This is a genomic window from Nonomuraea sp. NPDC049625, from assembly GCF_040675285.1.
GTDB lineage: Bacteria > Actinomycetota > Actinomycetes > Streptosporangiales > Streptosporangiaceae > Nonomuraea > Nonomuraea angiospora_A.
In genome coordinates this window covers 133,578-150,349 of record NZ_JBFAOQ010000002.1, presented here as the reverse complement: position 1 = coordinate 150,349, position 16,772 = coordinate 133,578, and the positions used below count along the sequence as shown (strand labels likewise).

The following is a 16,772-nucleotide window of genomic DNA, read 5'->3' as shown; positions in this document are numbered from 1 at the left end:
AAACCCCAGCCGATCACGATACCCGCATCGTCAGGGCGGCCGTGCGGGCGCGCCAGGCGGCCGCCGCGTAGCACAGGCAGGTCAGGGCCGTCAGGACGGCCGCCGCCAGCAGGGGCCGGCCGACCACGCCCATGACCGCCACGCCGAGGGTCGCGCCGGCCTGGCGGAACGCGTTCAGGACGCCGCCCGCGGTGCCCGCCGTCCCCGGCGGAGCACTGTTGACCATGCCCGCCATCAGCGCGGGCAGCACGAACGACAGCCCGAACCCCATCACCACCAGCCACAACGCCAGCGCGTCCGTGAGGGCGACCCCCGCCAGGCCGGTCGCGAGCAGGGTGAGGCCGCACAGGATCGGCGGGCGCGGGCCGTAGCGGGCCACCAGGCGGCCGGTGAGCAGCGGGTTCACGGTCATGGGGAGGGTGAGCGGCAGGAAGGCCAGCCCGGCGGCCAGCGGGTCCAGGTGGCGGGTGTCCTGCAGCAGGAGGGTGAGGACGAACAGGGCGCCGGAGAAGGCGAAGTTGGCCACCGTGCCGGCGAGCAGTTCGGGCCAGGTGGCGGCGAGCAGGCCGCCGGGCAGCGCGGGGGCGTGGCTGCGGCGCTCCACCGGCACCAGCGCGGCCAGTACGGCCACGGCCGCGACGCCCGCCAGGACCGAGGGGCCGATCAGGGCCTGCGCCACCAGGCCCAGGAACGCGCAGGCCAGCGCCTGGACCCGCCAGTCGATCCCGCGGTGGCCGCGCGGCGAGCTCACCCGGCGCATGGCCAGCAGGCTGATCAGGGCGAGGGGCGGGTTGAGCAGGAAGACCGCGCGCCAGCCGTACAGGTCCACCAGGAGACCGCCGAGCAGCGGACCGGCGGCGAGCGCGGTGCCGGTGATGGCCGCCCACAGGCCGGTGGCGCGGGCGCGGGCGGCCGGGTCGGGGAAGAGCTGCGGGAGCAGGCCGAGCGAGCCGCCCGTGCAGAGCGCGCCCGCCACACCGAGCAGGGCCCGCAGCCCGACCAGCACGCCCAGGTGCGGCGCGGCGGCGCTCAGCAGCGAGATCGCGCCGAACGCCACCACACCGGCCTTGAAGATCCGGGCCGCGCCGTACCGGTCGGCCACCGCTCCCCCGACGAGCAGCGAGGCGGCGAAGGCGACCGTGTACGCGTTCACCGCCCACTGCTGCCCGGCCAGCGAGCCGCCGAGCGAGGCCCGCAGATCGGGCAGCGCGATCGTCAGCACGGTCGTGTCGAGGATCACGAGGAAGTAGGCGAGGGAGAATCCGAACATCATGCGCCTCAGCCTGCTGAAACGCCACATCCACCCTCAACAGGCGCGGCCTCAGGGGGCGTTCGGGAAAACCGTATGCTGGCGGCCATGGACTTGCGGCAGTTGCGGGGGTTCGTCGCGGTGGCGGGGACGGGCACCGTCACCGGGGCGGCGAACAGCCTCGGCCTCGCCCCCGCGTCGGTGTCGGAGCAGGTGCGCCGGCTGGAGCGGAGCCTCGGGGTCGCGCTCTTCGAGCGCACGCCCCAGGGCATGCGGCTGACCGAGCAGGGCGCCACGCTGCTGGCGCGGGCACAGGGCCTGCTCGACCACGCCGACGAGGTGCGCCGCGCCGTCACCGGGCAGCGGCGTAAAGTGCGGATCGGGGCGCTGGAGATGCTCGCCGCGGCCAGGATGCCCGCCGTGATCCGCCGCCTGTCGGAACGCCGTCCCGACCTGGACGTGGACGTGCGCTCGCACACCAGGCAGTCGCTGCTGGCCGGGGTGGCGGGCGGCGAGCTGGACGCGGTGCTCCTGCTGGACACGGGCCTGCGGATCGGCGGGCTCGGGTTCACCGTGCCGCACGACCCCGGCTCCGGGCCGGTGACGCCCGATCTGGACTTCCTGGACGTGGGTGAGGTCGGGCTGGCGCTGGTCGCGGCGCCGGACGGGGATCGGGAGCCGCTGCTGGTCAGCCCGCCGGGCTGCTCGATCCGGCTGGCCGCCGACCGGGCGTTCGGCGCGGAGGTGCCGCGCAGGGAGCTGACCAGCATCGCCACCGCCCGCGAGTGGGCCAGGCAGGGGCTCGGCAGCGCGCTGCTGCCTGACTTCGCGCTGGAGCCGGACCTGGCCTCCGGCGCGTTGGTGCGGCTCGGCTTCGAGGCGCCCGCGCTGGCGCTGCGGCTGGTCTGGCTACGCGGCCGTGAACCCGCTCTGCGCGACGTCCTCTACGCCATGAGCGCCCCTACGGGCGCTTGATGTGGTACGCCACGTGCGGGAACAGAGGATGGTCCGGCGCCAGCCGCGGGTAGCCGAAGTCGGTCAGGTGGGTCATCCCCAGGCGCTTCATCACGGCCTGGGAGCGGGTGTTGCTCTTGGCCGTCATGGAGACGATCTCGTCCAGCCCGGCCTTCTCGAACGCGTGCCCGAGCACCTCCCTGGCCGCCTCGGTGGCGTACCCGTGGCCCCAGGCGGGCCGTGCCAGCCGCCATCCGATCTCCCACGCGGGCAGGAACGGCACGTCGAACGTCTGCCAGATCAGGCCGGCGAAGCCGATGAACTCGCCGCTCCCGCGCACCTCCAGCGCCCACAGCCCGTAGCCGTCCTTGTCGAACTCCTCCTCGATCCTGTCGACGAAGTGGTCGCTCTCCGGGCGGGTGAGCGGGGCGGGGAAGTGCTCCATCACCTCGAGGTCGGCGTTCATCGCGGCGAATGGTTCCCGATCTTCGTCGCGCCATCTGCGCATGATCAAACGCTGGGTCTCCATCCCACCCACGATAGGCCCGCCCGCGCCATCCGTCCTTCGGGGAGAAGGGAACGATCGGTCAGAAGGGGGGCGGTCGTGGTGCGTCCGTGAGGGCGGGGACGAGGCCGTGCGCGCAGAAGGGAGGCGCATGGGCCAGGGCGGCGGAGGCCAGGCAGGGGCGAAGGCGGCGTGTGGGGGCTACAGGACGCGGCTGAGGAATGCCTTGGTGCGCGGGCTGGTGGGGTTGTCGAGGACCTCCTTCGGCGTGCCCGACTCGACCACGACGCCGCCGTCCATGAACACCACCCGATCGGCCACCTCCCGCGCGAACCCGATCTCGTGGGTCACCACGATCATGGTCAGCCCGTCCTCCGCGAGGCTCTTCATGGTGGCCAGCACCTCACCCACCAGCTCCGGGTCCAGCGCGCTGGTCGGCTCGTCGAACAGCATGAGCTTGGGCCGCATCGCCAGCGCCCTGGCGATCGCCACCCGCTGCTGCTGCCCGCCGGAGAGCTGCCTGGGATAGCTGCCCGCCTTGTCCTCCAGCCCCACGCGGCGCAGCAGGCCGGACGCCCGTTCCCGGGCCTGCTCGCGCGACTCGCGGCGGACGCCGACCGGCGCCTCCATGACGTTCTGCAGCACCGTGAAGTGCGGGAACAGGTTGAACTGCTGGAAGACCATGCCGATCTCCCGGCGCTGGCGGGTGATGTCGCGCTTGCGCAGGTGCCGCACCTTGCCGCCGGACGCCTGGAACCCGATCAGCTCCCCGTCCACGAAGATGGAGCCGCCGTCGATGGTCTCCAGGTGGTTCACGCAGCGCAGGAATGTCGACTTGCCCGACCCGGAGGGGCCGAGGATCACCACGACCTCCCCCGCCTGGACGTCCAGGTCGATGCCCTTGAGGACCTCGAGGTGGCCGAAGTGCTTGCGTACGGCGTGGGCGTGGACCATGGGGACGGTCATGACGTCACCTCCGAGGGACGGCGCCGGCGGAAGGTCAGGAAGGCCCAGAAGCTCTGCGGCGCGTGCCTGGTGGCCCCGCGGGCGTAGTGCCGCTCGATGAACGACTGGCCGACGTACAGGATCGAGGTGATGATCAGGTACCAGACGCAGGCGACGATCAGCAGCGGGATGGTCTGGAAAGTGCGGTTGTAGATCGACTGCACCGTGTACAGCAGGTCGGCCAGGGCGATGACGCTCACCAGCGACGTGGCCTTCAGCATGCTGATCACCTGGCTGCCGGTGGGCGGGATGATGAACCGCATGGCCTGCGGCAGCACGATCCTGCGGAAGGTGCGCGCGTTGCTCATGCCGAGCGCCGAGGCGGCCTCGGTCTGGCCGGGGTCCACCGACATGAGGCCGCCGCGGATGATCTCCGCCATGTACGCGCCCTCGTTCAGCCCGAGCCCGAGGATGGCCGCGAGCAGCGGGGTGATGACCAGGTTCGTGTCGGCGCTGATGAACTCCGGGCCGAACGGTACGCCGAGGGAGATCTTGGGCAGCAGGTACGACAGGTTGTACCAGAGCACGAGCTGCACCAGCACCGGCGTGCCGCGGAAGAACCACACGTAGAGCCCGCAGGCCGCCCGCGCGACGGGGTTCTCGGAGAGCCGGCCGATGGCCAGCAGCACCCCGAGCACCACGCCCACGAACATCGCGATCACGGTGAGCAGCAGCGTGGTGAAGACGCCCTGGCCGATGACCTGCGCGTTGACGTACTTGAAGACCACGTCCCACTGGAAGTTGGGGTTGGTGACCAGCAGGCTCACGAGCTGGGCGGCCAGGACCAGCAGGATGATCGAGGCCACCCAGCGCAGCGGATGGCGCGTGCGGGACGCGCCCGCGACGTCGACGTCCGGCAGTCCGCTCATGACCCCGCCAGGTTGACGCCGGCCTTGTCCAGCTTGTTGTCGGAGGTGCCCCACTTGTCCATGATCTTGGCGTAGGCGCCGTTGTCGATCAGCTTCTGGATGCCGTCCCTGACCACGTCACGCAGCGGCGAGTCCTTGCCGACGACGGCCCCCTGGAAGAGGTCGTCGAAGCCGTTGCTCTGCCCCTTGCCCGCCAGCTCCAGCTTGCCGCCGGACTGCGACACGAAGTACGTGAGCGGCGCCTGCGAGGAGAAGAACGCGTCGGCCCGGCCCGAACTGACCGCCAGCACCGAGGTGGGCTGGTCCTTGTACGACTGTACGGTGATCTTCGGCTTGCCGTCCTTGGCGCAGGTCTCGGACTGGTTCTTGATCACGGCTTCGGCGGAGCCGCCAGCCATGACCGAGATCTTCAGCCCGCACGTGTCGGCCACCGAGTTGATCTTCTTGGGGTTCCCCTTCGGCACGGCGAAGACCACGAACTCCTTGACCCAGTCCACGAAGTCGTTGGACTTCTGCCGGTCCGGGAAGTCGCCCACCGGGCCGATGGCCAGGTCGTAGCGGCCCGACGCGATGCCGGTGAGCTGGCTGGGCAGGCCGTCCACGGTGACGTGCTCGATCTTGACGCCGAGCACCTGGCCGAGGGCCTCCGACAGGTCGGCCGCGGCGCCGGTCATGGACTTGCCGTCGGCGCCGGCGATCTCGTACGGGGGGAACGAGCCGTTGTTCACCGAGACCAGCTTGCCGGCGGTCTTCACCTTGTCGGGCAGCCGGTCGTACAGGGCCTGGTCCTTGCCCTGGGCGGCCACGGTGCCGGAGGGGGCGGACTGGGAGCTCAGCGCGCCCTGGGCCTCCTCCGGGTTGGCGCCGCAGCCGGCGATCAGGAGGGCGGCGCCGAGCAGGGCCGCCGTCGCGTACTTAGACATGTCGCTCCAATCGGGGGTCGACGGCGAAGCGCCGGTTCTCGAGGACGGGGAGGCTGAGGCGGGCTCGCTCGAGCTCTTCCATGGAGGCGTCGGCCCAGAGCAGGCCCGGCGCGTCGCCGAGGCGGGCCCGGGTGATGCCGAGCGGGTCGACGACCATGCTGGCGCCGATGTTGCGGCGGCCGCACTCGCCGGAGGCGGCCAGGTACACGGTGTTCTCCAGGGCGCGGGCGGTCACCATGACCTCCCAGTGCCATTCCTTGGCCGGGCCGCGCACCCACGCGGTGGGCAGCGCGATCACCTGGGCGCCCTGGTCGGCCAGGAGCCTGGCCAGCTCGGGGAAGCGCACGTCGTAGCAGGTCATCATGCCGACCTTCCAGCCGGCCACGTCGATCACCACGGGCGCGTTCGTGCCGGGCACGACGTTGTCGGACTCGCGCCGGCCGAAGGCGTCGTACAGGTGCAGCTTGGTGTACGTCCCGACGATCTCGCCGTCCCTGGCGGCCACCAGGACGTTGAACACGCGGCCGTCGCCCGACGGGGTGTGCACGCCGACGATCACGGTGGTGGACGAGCCGCGCGTGCGCTCGACCAGCCCGCTGACGAACGGCCCGTCCAGCGGCTGTGCGGCCTCGCGGATGCGCGTCGGCTCGTCGACGAACAGGGCCATCGCGCCCTCGGGCAGGACCAGCAGGTCGGCGCCGCCCTCGGCGGCCCGGTCGATCAGGTCCTGGCAGGTCTTGAGGTTGTCCGTCCAGTCCTCCGAGGACGTGAACTGTCCAACGGCGATTCTCATATGTCGAAGACCTCCTCGGGTCGGATGCGGCGGTTCGAGATGCCCTGGGCGTGCAGTTCCTCGCAGAAGGCGGCGATCATGGCGGCGTTGGGCCCGACGCCGTACGGCATCCAGTCGGGGCCGAAGGTCCGCGCCGTCTCCGTCAGGTCGGCGAGCAGCCAGGGCGTGGTGTCGGCGAGCAGCCGCCGCCGGGCCAGCCAGTGCCGCTTGGAGCGTTCGAGCAGGTCCTGAACGGCCCGCGGCAGCCCCGGATCGCGCTCGACGGCCTCGCGCTTCAGCGTCACGAGATGGATGCCGGGCACGAAGCCGGTCTCCCGGTAGTAGGCCAGTTCGGCGGCGCGGTGGTCGGCGAGCAGGTGGCGGAAGCGGCTGTCCGGGGTGAAGAACTCGTCGGGCATGAACGGGGTCATGATCGCGTCGTAACGGCCCTCGGCGAGCCCTTCGGCGAGGCCGTCGCCGGTCAGCGAGACGTTGTCGGGGAACGGGACGGGGCCGACGCGGTCCTTGCCGGTCTCCCCGGCGACCAGCGGGCCGACCGTCCACTCGATGCCCCTGATGTCCACGCCGGCGGCCCTGAGCAGGGCACGCGTCCAGGTGTTGCCGGAGTCCGGCCAGCCGGTCAGGCCGATGCGGGCGCCCTTGAGCTCCTCCAGCGAGGTCAGCTCGCTGTCACGGCGGACCAGGACGCACCGGTGCCGGAAGCCCCGCATCACGAACACCGGCAGGCCCACCAGGCGGTCGTCGCCCGCGGCGCGGCCGAGCACGTACCTGCTGAAGGACGTCTCACCGCCGTCCAGGCCCGGCTCGCTCAGGACGTCCGGGGTGACGGCACGGGACTCGAGGTCCAGCTCGAACCCCTCGGGCCGCACCTCCCCCGTCGCCACCGGTACGAGATGGTCCCAATCCCGCAGACCCAACCGAATATGCACAAACACCCCAAAGTTCCCTTGCGTTGAATTGCTGGAAACCTTATGTTCAGGCAACGCCCCACACAAGACGATCTTTGTTGCTGAACAAAGATTTACAGGAGGTCATGTGGAATCCGCCTGGCTGGCGCAGCGCATCGGCGAGCCGACCGCACGCGGGATAGCCGCCGCCCTGACCGACCTGATCAGGCAGGGCACGGTCACCGCGCAGACGCGCCTGCCGACCGTGCGCAGCCTGGCCAGGGAGCTGGGCGTCAGCTCGGGGACCGTCGCGGAGGCCTGGTCGGAGCTGCGGCGGCACGGGATGATCCACACCGACCGCCGCCGCGGCACGGTGGTGCTCGGGCCGCCCGACGTGCCCCGTCCCATCCGTTACGAGCGCATCGGCCACTGGGGCGACCGGCTGGCGATCGACCTGGCCATCGCCTCCCCGGACCCGGCGCTGCTGCCGCCGCTGGAGGCCGCGCTGATCGCCGCGGCCGGCGCGGAGGGGCTCAACGACTACGCCCGCGAGACGATCACGCCGCGGTTGCGTGCCGCCGTGGAGCCGGACTGGCCGTTCCCGGCGCAGGGCTGGCTCGCCGTCGGCGGCGGGTACGAGGGGGTGCAGCTGCTCTGCCAGACGGCCGCGCTGCCCGGCGACCGGATCGCGATCGAGGAGCCGACCGCCGCCCGGCTGCTGGACATCCTGGAGACGATCGGCGTCCAGATCGTGCCGGTGGCCTGCGACGAGCAGGGGCCCGTCCCCGAGTCGCTGGCCAAGGCGCTGCGGGCCAGGCCGGTGGCGTTCGTGTACCAGCCGCGCGGCCAGTCGCCCTGCGGCCATGCCGTGACCGCCGAGCGCTCGGCCGAGCTGGCCGCGCTGCTGGAGCCGACCTCGACGCTCATCGTGGAGGACGACGGGATCGGCGAGCTGTCGGTCTCGCCGATGGTGAGCATGGGGACGCGCTTCCCCGACCGCACGGTGCTGGTGCGCTCGTACTCCAAGTCGCACGGCCCCGACCTGCGCATCGCGATCATCGGCGGGGCGGCGGACGCGGTCGAGCGGGTGCGCGTGCTGCGGAGCTTCGGCATCGGCTGGACCAGCAGGATCCTGCAGGACACGCTGGCCCACCTGCTCGGGGACGACGAGGTGCGCGAGCGCGTGGCGCACGCCCGGACGGTCTACGCCGGGCGGCGGGCGCGGCTGAAGTCGGAGCTGGCGGAGCGCGGCGTGCCCACCGGCGGCGGCGACGGGCTGGTCCTGTGGGTGCCGGTGCGCGAGGAGTCGGCGGCGCTGGTCACGCTGGCCGCGCACGGCATCTCCGTGGCGGCCGGCAGCCGGTACGTGATCGGCCCCGCGACCACGCACCACCTGCGCCTGGCCACGGCCCGGCTCACCGACGACCCCGGCGAGCTGGCGGCCCTGGCCGACGTGATCACCCTGGCGGCCAGGGGCGGGCTCAGCGGCGGCTCTTGATCCCGGTCAGGCGGCGCAGCACGTCCCACCAGAACGACGCCCCGAACAGCAGCGCCACGTACGTCAGCAGGAAGCCGGGCCAGTGGCTGGGCGTGGTGATCCGCTGCCACCACAGGCCGCCGTTCCAGTGCACGGACGGGTCGCCCTCCGCCGGGATCGACACGCTGACCAGCGCATGGTCGAGCATCTTGACCAGCGCGGGCTGGCTCAGCGTCTCGGTGACGCACGGCACCGGGTCGCCGCCCGTACAGCGTGCCTTGAGCTCGTTGTACGCGTCCGTCCCCGACCCCGCCACGGCCGTCACCGAGGCGCGGAAGGCGTTGTCGCGCAGCAGCGTCTTGGCGTACTCCAGCCCGTCCATCGTGAACACCAGCGTCACGACCACGCCGAGCACGGCCACGACCCACTTGACGTAGCGCTTGTAGAGCATGGACAGCCGCTGCATCTCGCCGTCGAACCAGCTCTCCACCCCCTGCCGGAACCGGTCGAGGTCGCGCTGCGCGGTCTCCCACACGCCCTTGAGGTGGCCGTAGAGCGGGCTGCGCATGGCCCTGAGCTTCTCCAGGAGCCCCTCGACCCCGTCCGGCTCCCCCGCGGCCAGCTCCATCAGGGCCACCGCGAAGCGCGCGGGCGGGATGTTGGAGATGCTGGTACGGCCCTTCTTCGGGTGGTCGATCCCCTGGACCCGCTGGTAGAGCAGGTTGACCATGGCGTCCTCGGCCTTGGTCTCCTGCGCCGGCAGCGCCCCCGGCTCGGGGGGCGAGGGCTGGTCGCTGTGCTTGGGCCGGGGGTCGCGTATGAAGGGCAGCGCCGCGAAGACGTCGCGCACCTTGGCGGGCAGCCACGACCTGCCCTGCGCGTCGGAACCGTCCATGGTGTCCCTGAGGTAGGCCCACAGGAACTTGCTGCGGATGGCGAGCACCCGCACGAACGCCTCGTTGAGCCCGCTCACCAGCAGCGACAGCAGCAGGAACGACACCACCAGGCCCAGGGCCAAATCCACGTAAACGGATAACACGCGGGCTTTGATACACCCGTACGCGCCGCCGATCAAGCCCCGTAGAAAACTCTGTCCATCACTTGTCGTGCGCGGCGGGTCACGCGGCGGTAGTCGTCGAGGAAGTCCTCCGAGCCGTCCGGCGGGTAGCCGAGCGTCTGGGCGATCAGCTTCCGCTCGCCCGAGTCGCGCGGGACGCTGTCGCCCGGGCGGCCCTTGACCAGCATGATCGCGTCGCGGATGCGGGAGGCGAAGCGCCACGCCTCGGCCAGCACGGCCTCGTCGGCCGGGGCGAGCAGCCCCTCGGCCACGGCCGCGCGCAGGGCGTCGAGCGTGCGGGTGGTGCGCAGGGACCCCAGCGTGCCCGCGTACCGCAGTTGCAGGAGCTGGGCCACCCACTCCACGTCGGACAGCCCGCCGGGGCCCAGCTTGGTGTGCAGGCCGGGATCGGCGCCGCGCGGCAGGCGCTCGGCCTCCATGCGGGCCTTGAGCCGCCTGATCTCCCTGACCGCGTCGTCGTGCAGGCCGCCCTTCGGGTAGCGCAGCTCGTCGACCATCGAGGTGAACTCCCGCCCCAGCTCCGCGTCACCCGCCGAGAACCTGGCCCGCAGCAGCGCCTGCGACTCCCACGGCGACGACCAGCGCGCGTAATAGGCGCGGTAGGAGGCCATCGTCCGCACCAGGGGGCCCTGGCGCCCCTCGGGACGCAGGTCGGGGTCGATGATCAGGGGCGGGTCGGGGGCGGGCAGCGAGAGCAGCCGGCGCACCTCGTTGGCCACGGCGAAGGCGGCGTCGGTGGCCTCGCGCTCCGCCACGCCCGGCAGCGGCGAGTGCACGAACATGACGTCGGCGTCGCTCGCGTAGGAGCTCTCCATGCCGCCGAGTCGGCCCATCGCGATAATGGCGAACCTCGTGACGCGGGGGACCTTGGCGAGGGCGACGTCGAGGGTGGCCTGGAGGGTCACGTCGGTCAGGGACGACAGGGCGCCGCCGACCGTCTCGATGTCGATGAGCCGGAAGATGTCGGCCACGGCCGTCCGGAACAGCTCTTTTCTCCGCAGCGCCCGCACGGCCGCGACGGCCGGCTCGGGGTCGCCCTGGTGTCTGGAGACCGCCGCCGAGGCCTCGCCGGCCAGCGACTCCCGGGAGCGTACGGAGAGCTCGTCGTCCGAGCCCAGCATCGCGACCGCCTCGGGCGCGTTCATGATCAGGCCGGTCGCGTAGCGGCTGGTGCCGAGCACGCGCGACATCCTGGAGGCCACCGCGGTCTCGTCGCGCAGCAGCCGCAGATACCAGGGCGTGCTGCCCAGCTTGTCGCTGACCTGCCGGAACCCGAGCAGCGCCGCGTCCGGGTCGGGCGTGTCGGCGAACCACCCCAGCATGACGGGCAGCAGCGTGCGCTGGATGGCCGCCCGCCTGGACACGCCCGCGCTGAGGGCGGCGATGTGGTGCAGCGCGCCGGTGGGATCGACGTAGCCGAGCGCTTCGAGCCTGGCCTTGGCCGCAGTGGTCGACAGCCGCGCCTCCGACTCCTGCAGCCGCGACACCGCCTGGAGCAGCGGCCGGTAGAACAGCTTCTCGTGCAGCCGCCGCGCCTCCATGGAGTGCCGCCGCCACCGCGCCGTGAACTCCCCCACCGGGTCGGTCTGCATGCCGAGCGCGCGGCCCAGCCTGCGCAGGTCGGACTCGTCCGTGGGCACGATGTGGGTGCGCCGCAGCCGGTGGAGCTGCAGGAGGTGCTCGATCTGGCGCAGGTACGAGTACGCCTCCGCCAGCCCGCGCGAGTCGTCGCGGCCGACGTAGCCGCCCCGGGACAGTGCCGCCAGCGCGGGCAGCGTGGCCCTGCGGCGCAGCAGCGGGTCGAGCCTGCCGTGGACGAGCTGGAGCAGCTGCACCGCGAACTCGATGTCGCGCAGCCCGCCCGGCCCCAGCTTGAGCTGGCGGTCGCCCTCGGCCCGCACGTGGGCCTCGACCCGGCGGCGCATGGCCTGCACGTCCTCGACGAAGTGATCACGCGTGGCCGCCGTCCACACGAGGTCGTTGACCGCCTCGACGTAGGCCGAGCCGAGCTCCATGTCGCCCGCGACCGGCCGGGCCTTGAGCAGCGCCTGGAACTCCCACGTCTTGGCCCAGCGCCGGTAGTAGGCCAGGTGGCTGCCGAGCGTGCGCACCAGCGGGCCCGACCTGCCCTCCGGCCGCAGGCCCGCGTCCACCTCCCACAGGGAGCCCTCGGACGTGGTGGCGGAGCAGGCCCGCATCATGGCCTGGGCCAGCCGGGTCGCGGTGCGCAGCGCCTTGGTCTCGTCGGCGCCCTCGCGCGGCTCCGCCACGAAGATCACGTCGACGTCGCTGATGTAGTTGAGCTCCCTGGCGCCGCATTTGCCCATGCCGATGACCGCCAGGCGTACCTCGCCGTCGTCGACCTCGGCCCGGGCGATGGCCAGCGCGGCCTCCAGCGCGGCGCCCGCGAGGTCGGACAGCTCCACCATGACCTCGGCCAGCGTGGCCTCTCCCGTGAGGTCCCGGGCGGCCAGATGCAGCAGCCGGCCCCGGTAGGCCACGCGCAGCGCCTCCAGCGGGCGCTCCGCGGTGGCGGCCTCCCCCGGCTGCGCGCCGACCGCCTTGAGCAGCTCGGCCCGTGCGTCGCCCGGCAACGGCGCGGCCAGGAGCGCCACCTGGCCGGGGTGGCGCACCAGATGGTCGCCGAGTGCGGCGCTGACGCCCAGGACGGCCAGCAGCCTCGTGCGCAGCCCCTCGTCGCGGCGCAGGACGTCGAGCACGGCGGGATCGCGCTCGGCCAGGCGGGTCAGCGAGACCAGCGCCTCGTCGGGGTCGGCCACGTCCATCAGGAACTCCAGGAGCTCGTCCACTTCGGCTCCGGCCTGCCGGACGAGCTGGGCGGCCCTGGCGCCGTCGGCGAAGCCGAGCCTGGCGAGCCGCGCGGCGGTGGATTCGATCCTGGGCACCCCTCCATCTTGACAGGACTTCGGCCGTAGCATAGAAACGCAACGTTGCGTTGCGTTCTAGGGAGGCGATGGGCGATGGTTCCGCCTGCCGTCACGTGGGGCCTGCTGGCCGCGTGGGCGGTGCACGACGTGGAGGAGCTGGCGACCATGGCGGGCTGGACGCGTTCGGCCCGGCCCCGGCTGGAGGAGCGGCTGCCGTGGGTGCCGTGGGAGCGGCTGGAGGTCTCGCAGCGGCACGTGAACGTGGCCATCGGCCTCATGGGCGGGGTGATGGCGGGGGCCTCGGCGCTGGGGGCGCGTACGGGCGGGCGGAGCCCGGTGTTCCAGGCGGCGCTGCTGGGGTTCGGGGCGCACGGGGTGATGCACCTGGCGCAGGCCGCGGTGACGCGGGGGTACACGCCGGGGGCGGTGACCGCGCCCGTGGTGGTCATCCCGTTCTCGGTGTGGGCCTGGCGGCGGCTGCGGACCGAAGGGGTGCCGGTACGGACGGGGGCGTCGGGCTGGGCGGGCCTGGCCGCGCTCCCGGTCGTGCTGGCCGGCGTGCACGCCGCGGCCCACGCCCTGACCCGGCCCCGCTCGGACAGGGCCGTTTGCTCGGCACGGCCGGGGCCGGGCGGACGCGGTGGTTCAGACACGGCCGCGGCCGGGCGGACGCGGTGGTTCAGGCGCGGCCGCCGGTCCTGACCACCTCCGCGAACGCCTCCGCCACCGGCCGCCAGGTGGCCACGAGCTCGCTCTCGGCGGTCTTGACCGCGGTGTTGAGCTCCTCGGCCGCGTCCAGCCCCGACCCGTCGGTCCAGGACGTGAAGATCTCCGGCGTGGCCTCGGGGTGGAACTGGATCGCCCACGCGGCCTCCCCCAGCCGGTAGGCCTGGTTCGGGTACTGTGCCCCGGTCATCAGCGGCACCGCGCCGTCGGGCAGCCGCGTCATCGCGTCCTGGTGGTACTGGACGGCCACCGCCGTCCCGACCCCGGCCAGCAGCCGGTCATCGGCGGCCGCGGGCAGCGCAACCACCTCGCAGGCGCCCACCTCGAGCCCGTTCGTCCCCCGTTCGACGGTGCCGCCGCAGGCCATGGTCAACAACTGCGCCCCCAGGCAGATGGCCAGCGTGGGCGTGCCCTCCTCCACGGCCCGGCGCAGCAGGTCGCGGGTGGCGGGCTGCCAGGGGCTCCGCTCGTCCTCCCAGGCGGCCGCCGCACCGCCGAGCACGATCAGCCCGTCCGCCGGGCGCGCGGGGATCTCCTCGCCGAGGTACGGCCGGACGACGTCACAGGGCAGGCCCAGCCAGTCACCGAGGTATCCGAGCCCGGCCTCGTCCTCGTGCTGAACAACGGTGATACGCATATCAGGGCATTATCCGGAATATCACTACAATTCCCCACACCGCCCCCCTGCCCACCCGATCACGCGGATGCCTAAGCTCCGACCATGAGCTTCGAGTTGGACGATGTCGGCGGTCTGCGGATCGCCAGGTTCGGCACGGGACCGCGCACGATCATCGCGGTCCACGGGATCACGGCCTCCCTGATGGCCTGGGGCGCGGTGGCGCGGCGGCTGCCCGAGGAGTGGTCGATGGTCGCCATGGACCTGCGCGGTCGCGGGCACAGCGCCTCGCTGCCCGGGCCGTACGGGCTGCCGAGGCACGCCGAGGACGTCCTGCGCGTCGCCGACCACGTGGGGGCGGGCCCGGACGCGGTGCTGACGGGGCACTCGATGGGCGCGTACGTGGCCGCCCTGGCCGCCGCGGAGCGGGACTTCGCGCGGGTCGTGCTGGTGGACGGCGGCCTGCCCTTCCCCCCGCTGCCCGAGGGGGTGGACGCCGACGAGGCGATGGAGGCCACGCTCGGGCCGGCGCTCGCCCGGCTGCGCCAGACGTTCCCCACCGCGGACGCCTACGTCGACTTCTTCAAGGCGCATCCGGCCTTCGCCGGCCACTGGAACGCCGACGTGGAGGCGTACGTCCGCTATGACCTGACGGGCCCGGACGGGGCGCTCAGGTCGCGGGTGGCCCCGGAGGCGGTGCTGCAGGACGGACGTTGGCTGCGCCTGGAGTCGAAGGCCATCGCCGCCGCCCTGACCGCCATCACGTCACCGCTCTCCCTCCTCAGGGCGCCGCGCGGCCTGCTCAACCAGGACGTCGGCATGCTGCCCGACGAACTGGCCCGCCCCTGGTCCGCCCGCCTCCCGGGGCTGCGGGACGAGGTGATCCCGGACTGCAACCACTACACGATCCTGTTCGACGACCGCTGCGTCTCGTCCGTCGTCACCCACCTCACCGGCTCCTCCTGACAAGGCGCGGGCCGTGGACGCGGAACGGCCCCCGAGCGGTGCTCAGGGGCCGTTCTCCGAGATCGCCGGGACCGCAGGTCAGCGTGGAGCGATCCAGGTGGCGCGGGCGGCGGCGACCAGCGTGCCGTCCGCCTCGTAGATGGCGCTCTGGCCGTACATCTTGCGGCCGTCGCGGCCGGTCGGGCGGGCCACGACGGAGTAGCGGCCGCCGGGGTGGACCGGGCGGTGGATCTGCACGGCCAGGCGGCCGAGCAGCGCGCTCTCGCCCGGGCCGAAGTGGGCCCAGCCGGTGATGCAGTCGAGCACGGCGCCCACGATCGAGGCGGGCACGCCGTCCTCGCCCGTCACCGTGAACGGCACCCGCCAGCCGGCCGCCACCAGGTCCGTGCCCTCCACCGGGCCGGGGAAGATGCGCAGGCCGTCACCGGGCTCGCGCAGCCCGCAGGCGAAGCACTCGGCGAACGGGTGCGCCTTCAGGCCCACGAACCCCGCCTCGGCGCGGGCCGCGTCGTTGAACGGCACGAACCCCGGGCCCTCCAGGTCCTCGGCCACGGGGATGGCCTCGACCAGCAGCTTGTCGCCGTCGTAGAGGGAGACGGAGTTGGCGACGTGCTCCAGGCGCAACTCGGTTCGCAAAGGGGTCGGCGCATGCAACGTGACCTCGACCGCTGATCGGCCCCCGTTCAGCGCCTCCGCCATGGTGCCCGCGATCCAGCCGCCGTTGGCGACTCCCGCCGGGCCCCGGAAGCGCTCCGGAACCGTCAGCACTGTCTGCAGGGCAGACGTCGTCATGCCACACCCTCCAATATCGCCACATACGGCGACAAGTCCAGAAATGTCAATAGAAGCAGGCCGATTTTACTGGACGCCCGGTTTCACCAGATCTCGGGGGTCCTGAGGCTGATCGACACCACCACATAACGCCTCGAAGGGGCCCGAAACTTCCCACCCACCGACACGCTATGCGCCACACATCGCCGGGATGTGACCCGGAGGTTAGAAGCAACGAAAATCGGCCCCACTCCGGGCTTCCCCGATGTGAGGCCGATCAAGGCGTTCCCTTTACCCTATCCCGGGTTTCCCTTGGCCCGTGACAAAACCGCCGATCCCAAGTGCGCGTCCGGGGCCAACCTCGGAGAAGCTGTAAGCAACACGACAGAAGCGGGGGTGGGTCTGTGCAGGCGGCGAGGTTGCGGTTTCCGCCGGGGTCGCTGGTCATCTTGACGGGGTTGCCGGGCGCGGGGAAGACCACGCTGCTGCGGCGCCTGTACGGACTGCACGGCGCGGAGAGCCTGCCCGTCACCGTCGGCACGGTCGTGGTGATCGACACCTACCAGTCCAAGCGGCACTGGCACGAGCGGCTCGGCTGGGCCCCCGGTCCGCTACGCCGCGCCGTGGTCTTCGTCACCCACCTGAGCCGCATCCGCCGCGCCCTGGTCCTGGGGCACTCGATCGTCGCCCACAACCGGGGCTGCGCGCCGTACGTGCTGCGGGGTTTCGCCTGGCTGGCCCGCAGGCACCGGGCGAGCTTCCACCTGCTCCTGCTCGACGCGCCGCCGGAGGAGGCGCTGGCGGGGCAGGTGGCCAGGGGCCGGGTGGTCGCGCCCAGGACGTTCGCGCGCCATCGGCGCAGGTGGGAGAGCCTGTCGGCCAGGGTGAAGTCCGGCGACCCCGGGCCCGCCACCGGCGCGTTCATCGTCGACCGGGTCCAGGCCGGGCTGCTCCAGGAGATCGTGTTCGACCGGACGCCGACACGCACGCGATGAGATCTCCGCGCGCCGGATGTCGATACGGCCGCACCGCGTTCGTGTGAGAGGTGACGGAAAGGAAAAGTCA

General features: G+C 72.4%; 16 protein-coding genes. 5 read left to right on the top strand and 11 right to left on the bottom strand.

Annotated elements, in window-relative coordinates:
• Positions 1–13 precede the first annotated feature (13 nt).
• The gene (locus tag AB0J87_RS08040) at positions 14–1,273 is read right to left on the bottom strand and encodes an MFS transporter (protein WP_363963359.1); all 1,260 of its coding nucleotides are present in this window, start codon (positions 1,271–1,273) and stop codon (positions 14–16) included.
• Positions 1,274–1,357: 84 nt separating this feature from the next.
• Between AB0J87_RS08040 and AB0J87_RS08035 the strand changes: the two genes are divergently transcribed.
• Positions 1,358–2,224, top strand: a complete 867-nt coding sequence (locus AB0J87_RS08035; protein WP_355206160.1) for a LysR family transcriptional regulator — start codon at positions 1,358–1,360, stop codon at positions 2,222–2,224.
• Here the strand turns inward: AB0J87_RS08035 and AB0J87_RS08030 are convergent.
• The 6 genes from AB0J87_RS08030 to AB0J87_RS08005 form a co-directional block, all read right to left on the bottom strand.
• The gene (locus tag AB0J87_RS08030) at positions 2,211–2,732 is read right to left on the bottom strand and encodes a GNAT family N-acetyltransferase (RefSeq protein WP_363963357.1); all 522 of its coding nucleotides are present in this window, start codon (positions 2,730–2,732) and stop codon (positions 2,211–2,213) included. The genes AB0J87_RS08035 and AB0J87_RS08030 overlap by 14 nt on opposite strands.
• 177 nt (positions 2,733–2,909) lie before the next feature.
• On the bottom strand, positions 2,910–3,674 hold the full coding sequence (locus AB0J87_RS08025) for an amino acid ABC transporter ATP-binding protein (protein WP_363963355.1): 765 nt from the start codon (positions 3,672–3,674) through the stop codon (positions 2,910–2,912).
• On the bottom strand, positions 3,671–4,582 hold the full coding sequence (locus AB0J87_RS08020) for an amino acid ABC transporter permease (protein WP_363963353.1): 912 nt from the start codon (positions 4,580–4,582) through the stop codon (positions 3,671–3,673). The genes AB0J87_RS08025 and AB0J87_RS08020 overlap by 4 nt, the downstream gene beginning before the upstream one ends.
• A complete protein-coding gene (locus tag AB0J87_RS08015) occupies positions 4,579–5,505 on the bottom strand; it encodes an ABC transporter substrate-binding protein (RefSeq protein WP_363963351.1) in 927 nt (308 codons plus the stop codon). Before AB0J87_RS08015 ends, AB0J87_RS08020 begins: the two co-directional genes overlap by 4 nt.
• Entirely contained in the window at positions 5,498–6,298 is an 801-nt protein-coding gene (locus tag AB0J87_RS08010) for a deaminated glutathione amidase (protein WP_363963349.1), read from the bottom strand. Before AB0J87_RS08010 ends, AB0J87_RS08015 begins: the two co-directional genes overlap by 8 nt.
• On the bottom strand, positions 6,295–7,182 hold the full coding sequence (locus tag AB0J87_RS08005) for a hypothetical protein (protein ID WP_363963347.1): 888 nt from the start codon (positions 7,180–7,182) through the stop codon (positions 6,295–6,297). Before AB0J87_RS08005 ends, AB0J87_RS08010 begins: the two co-directional genes overlap by 4 nt.
• Before the next feature lie 151 nt (positions 7,183–7,333).
• On the opposite strand from AB0J87_RS08005, the gene AB0J87_RS08000 reads away from it, so the two are divergent.
• Positions 7,334–8,683 (top strand): PLP-dependent aminotransferase family protein, encoded by a 1,350-nt coding sequence (locus AB0J87_RS08000; RefSeq protein WP_363963345.1) that lies wholly within the window; start codon positions 7,334–7,336, stop codon positions 8,681–8,683.
• On the opposite strand, the gene AB0J87_RS07995 is transcribed toward AB0J87_RS08000, so the two are convergent.
• Together AB0J87_RS07995 and AB0J87_RS07990 are read right to left on the bottom strand one after the other, a co-directional pair.
• On the bottom strand, positions 8,667–9,701 hold the full coding sequence (locus AB0J87_RS07995) for a hypothetical protein (protein WP_363963343.1): 1,035 nt from the start codon (positions 9,699–9,701) through the stop codon (positions 8,667–8,669). The two genes, AB0J87_RS08000 and AB0J87_RS07995, sit on opposite strands and share 17 nt — an antisense overlap.
• A gap of 32 nt (positions 9,702–9,733) precedes the next feature.
• Positions 9,734–12,646, bottom strand: a complete 2,913-nt coding sequence (locus AB0J87_RS07990; protein WP_363963341.1) for a bifunctional [glutamine synthetase] adenylyltransferase/[glutamine synthetase]-adenylyl-L-tyrosine phosphorylase — start codon at positions 12,644–12,646, stop codon at positions 9,734–9,736.
• 75 nt (positions 12,647–12,721) lie between these two features.
• Between AB0J87_RS07990 and AB0J87_RS07985 the strand changes: the two genes are divergently transcribed.
• Positions 12,722–13,330 carry an HXXEE domain-containing protein gene (locus AB0J87_RS07985; protein WP_363963339.1) on the top strand — a complete coding sequence of 203 codons (609 nt, stop codon included), beginning with the start codon at positions 12,722–12,724 and terminating at the stop codon, positions 13,328–13,330.
• Here the strand turns inward: AB0J87_RS07985 and AB0J87_RS07980 are convergent.
• The gene (locus AB0J87_RS07980; RefSeq protein ID WP_363963337.1) at positions 13,308–13,991 is read right to left on the bottom strand and encodes a type 1 glutamine amidotransferase; all 684 of its coding nucleotides are present in this window, start codon (positions 13,989–13,991) and stop codon (positions 13,308–13,310) included. The genes AB0J87_RS07985 and AB0J87_RS07980 overlap by 23 nt on opposite strands.
• Before the next feature lie 84 nt (positions 13,992–14,075).
• On the opposite strand from AB0J87_RS07980, the gene AB0J87_RS07975 reads away from it, so the two are divergent.
• Positions 14,076–14,936, top strand: a complete 861-nt coding sequence (locus AB0J87_RS07975; RefSeq protein ID WP_363963335.1) for an alpha/beta hydrolase — start codon at positions 14,076–14,078, stop codon at positions 14,934–14,936.
• A 78-nt stretch (positions 14,937–15,014) separates the two neighbouring features.
• Here the strand turns inward: AB0J87_RS07975 and AB0J87_RS07970 are convergent, their stop codons facing one another.
• Positions 15,015–15,728 carry a hypothetical protein gene (locus tag AB0J87_RS07970; RefSeq protein ID WP_350728782.1) on the bottom strand — a complete coding sequence of 238 codons (714 nt, stop codon included), beginning with the start codon at positions 15,726–15,728 and terminating at the stop codon, positions 15,015–15,017.
• Positions 15,729–16,126: 398 nt separating this feature from the next.
• On the opposite strand from AB0J87_RS07970, the gene AB0J87_RS07965 reads away from it, so the two are divergent.
• Entirely contained in the window at positions 16,127–16,702 is a 576-nt protein-coding gene (locus tag AB0J87_RS07965; protein WP_363963333.1) for an AAA family ATPase, read from the top strand.
• The last annotated feature ends 70 nt before the right edge of the window (positions 16,703–16,772 follow it).

What these genes read in the sequence shown, in the direction of transcription:
- AB0J87_RS08020 (WP_363963353.1), bottom strand. Translation starts at nt 4,582, where the DNA reads ATGAGCGGACTGCCGGACGTCGACGTCGCGGGCGCGTCCCGCACGCGC.
- AB0J87_RS08010 (WP_363963349.1), bottom strand. Translation starts at nt 6,298, where the DNA reads ATGAGAATCGCCGTTGGACAGTTCACGTCCTCGGAGGACTGGACGGAC.
- AB0J87_RS07985 (WP_363963339.1), top strand. Translation starts at nt 12,722, where the DNA reads ATGGTTCCGCCTGCCGTCACGTGGGGCCTGCTGGCCGCGTGGGCGGTG.
- AB0J87_RS07970 (WP_350728782.1), bottom strand. Translation starts at nt 15,728, where the DNA reads ATGACGACGTCTGCCCTGCAGACAGTGCTGACGGTTCCGGAGCGCTTC.
- AB0J87_RS08025 (WP_363963355.1), bottom strand. Translation starts at nt 3,674, where the DNA reads ATGACCGTCCCCATGGTCCACGCCCACGCCGTACGCAAGCACTTCGGC.
- AB0J87_RS08015 (WP_363963351.1), bottom strand. Translation starts at nt 5,505, where the DNA reads ATGTCTAAGTACGCGACGGCGGCCCTGCTCGGCGCCGCCCTCCTGATC.
- AB0J87_RS08030 (WP_363963357.1), bottom strand. Translation starts at nt 2,732, where the DNA reads ATGGAGACCCAGCGTTTGATCATGCGCAGATGGCGCGACGAAGATCGG.
- AB0J87_RS08040 (WP_363963359.1), bottom strand. Translation starts at nt 1,273, where the DNA reads ATGATGTTCGGATTCTCCCTCGCCTACTTCCTCGTGATCCTCGACACG.
- AB0J87_RS08035 (WP_355206160.1), top strand. Translation starts at nt 1,358, where the DNA reads ATGGACTTGCGGCAGTTGCGGGGGTTCGTCGCGGTGGCGGGGACGGGC.
- AB0J87_RS07975 (WP_363963335.1), top strand. Translation starts at nt 14,076, where the DNA reads ATGAGCTTCGAGTTGGACGATGTCGGCGGTCTGCGGATCGCCAGGTTC.
- AB0J87_RS07980 (WP_363963337.1), bottom strand. Translation starts at nt 13,991, where the DNA reads ATGCGTATCACCGTTGTTCAGCACGAGGACGAGGCCGGGCTCGGATAC.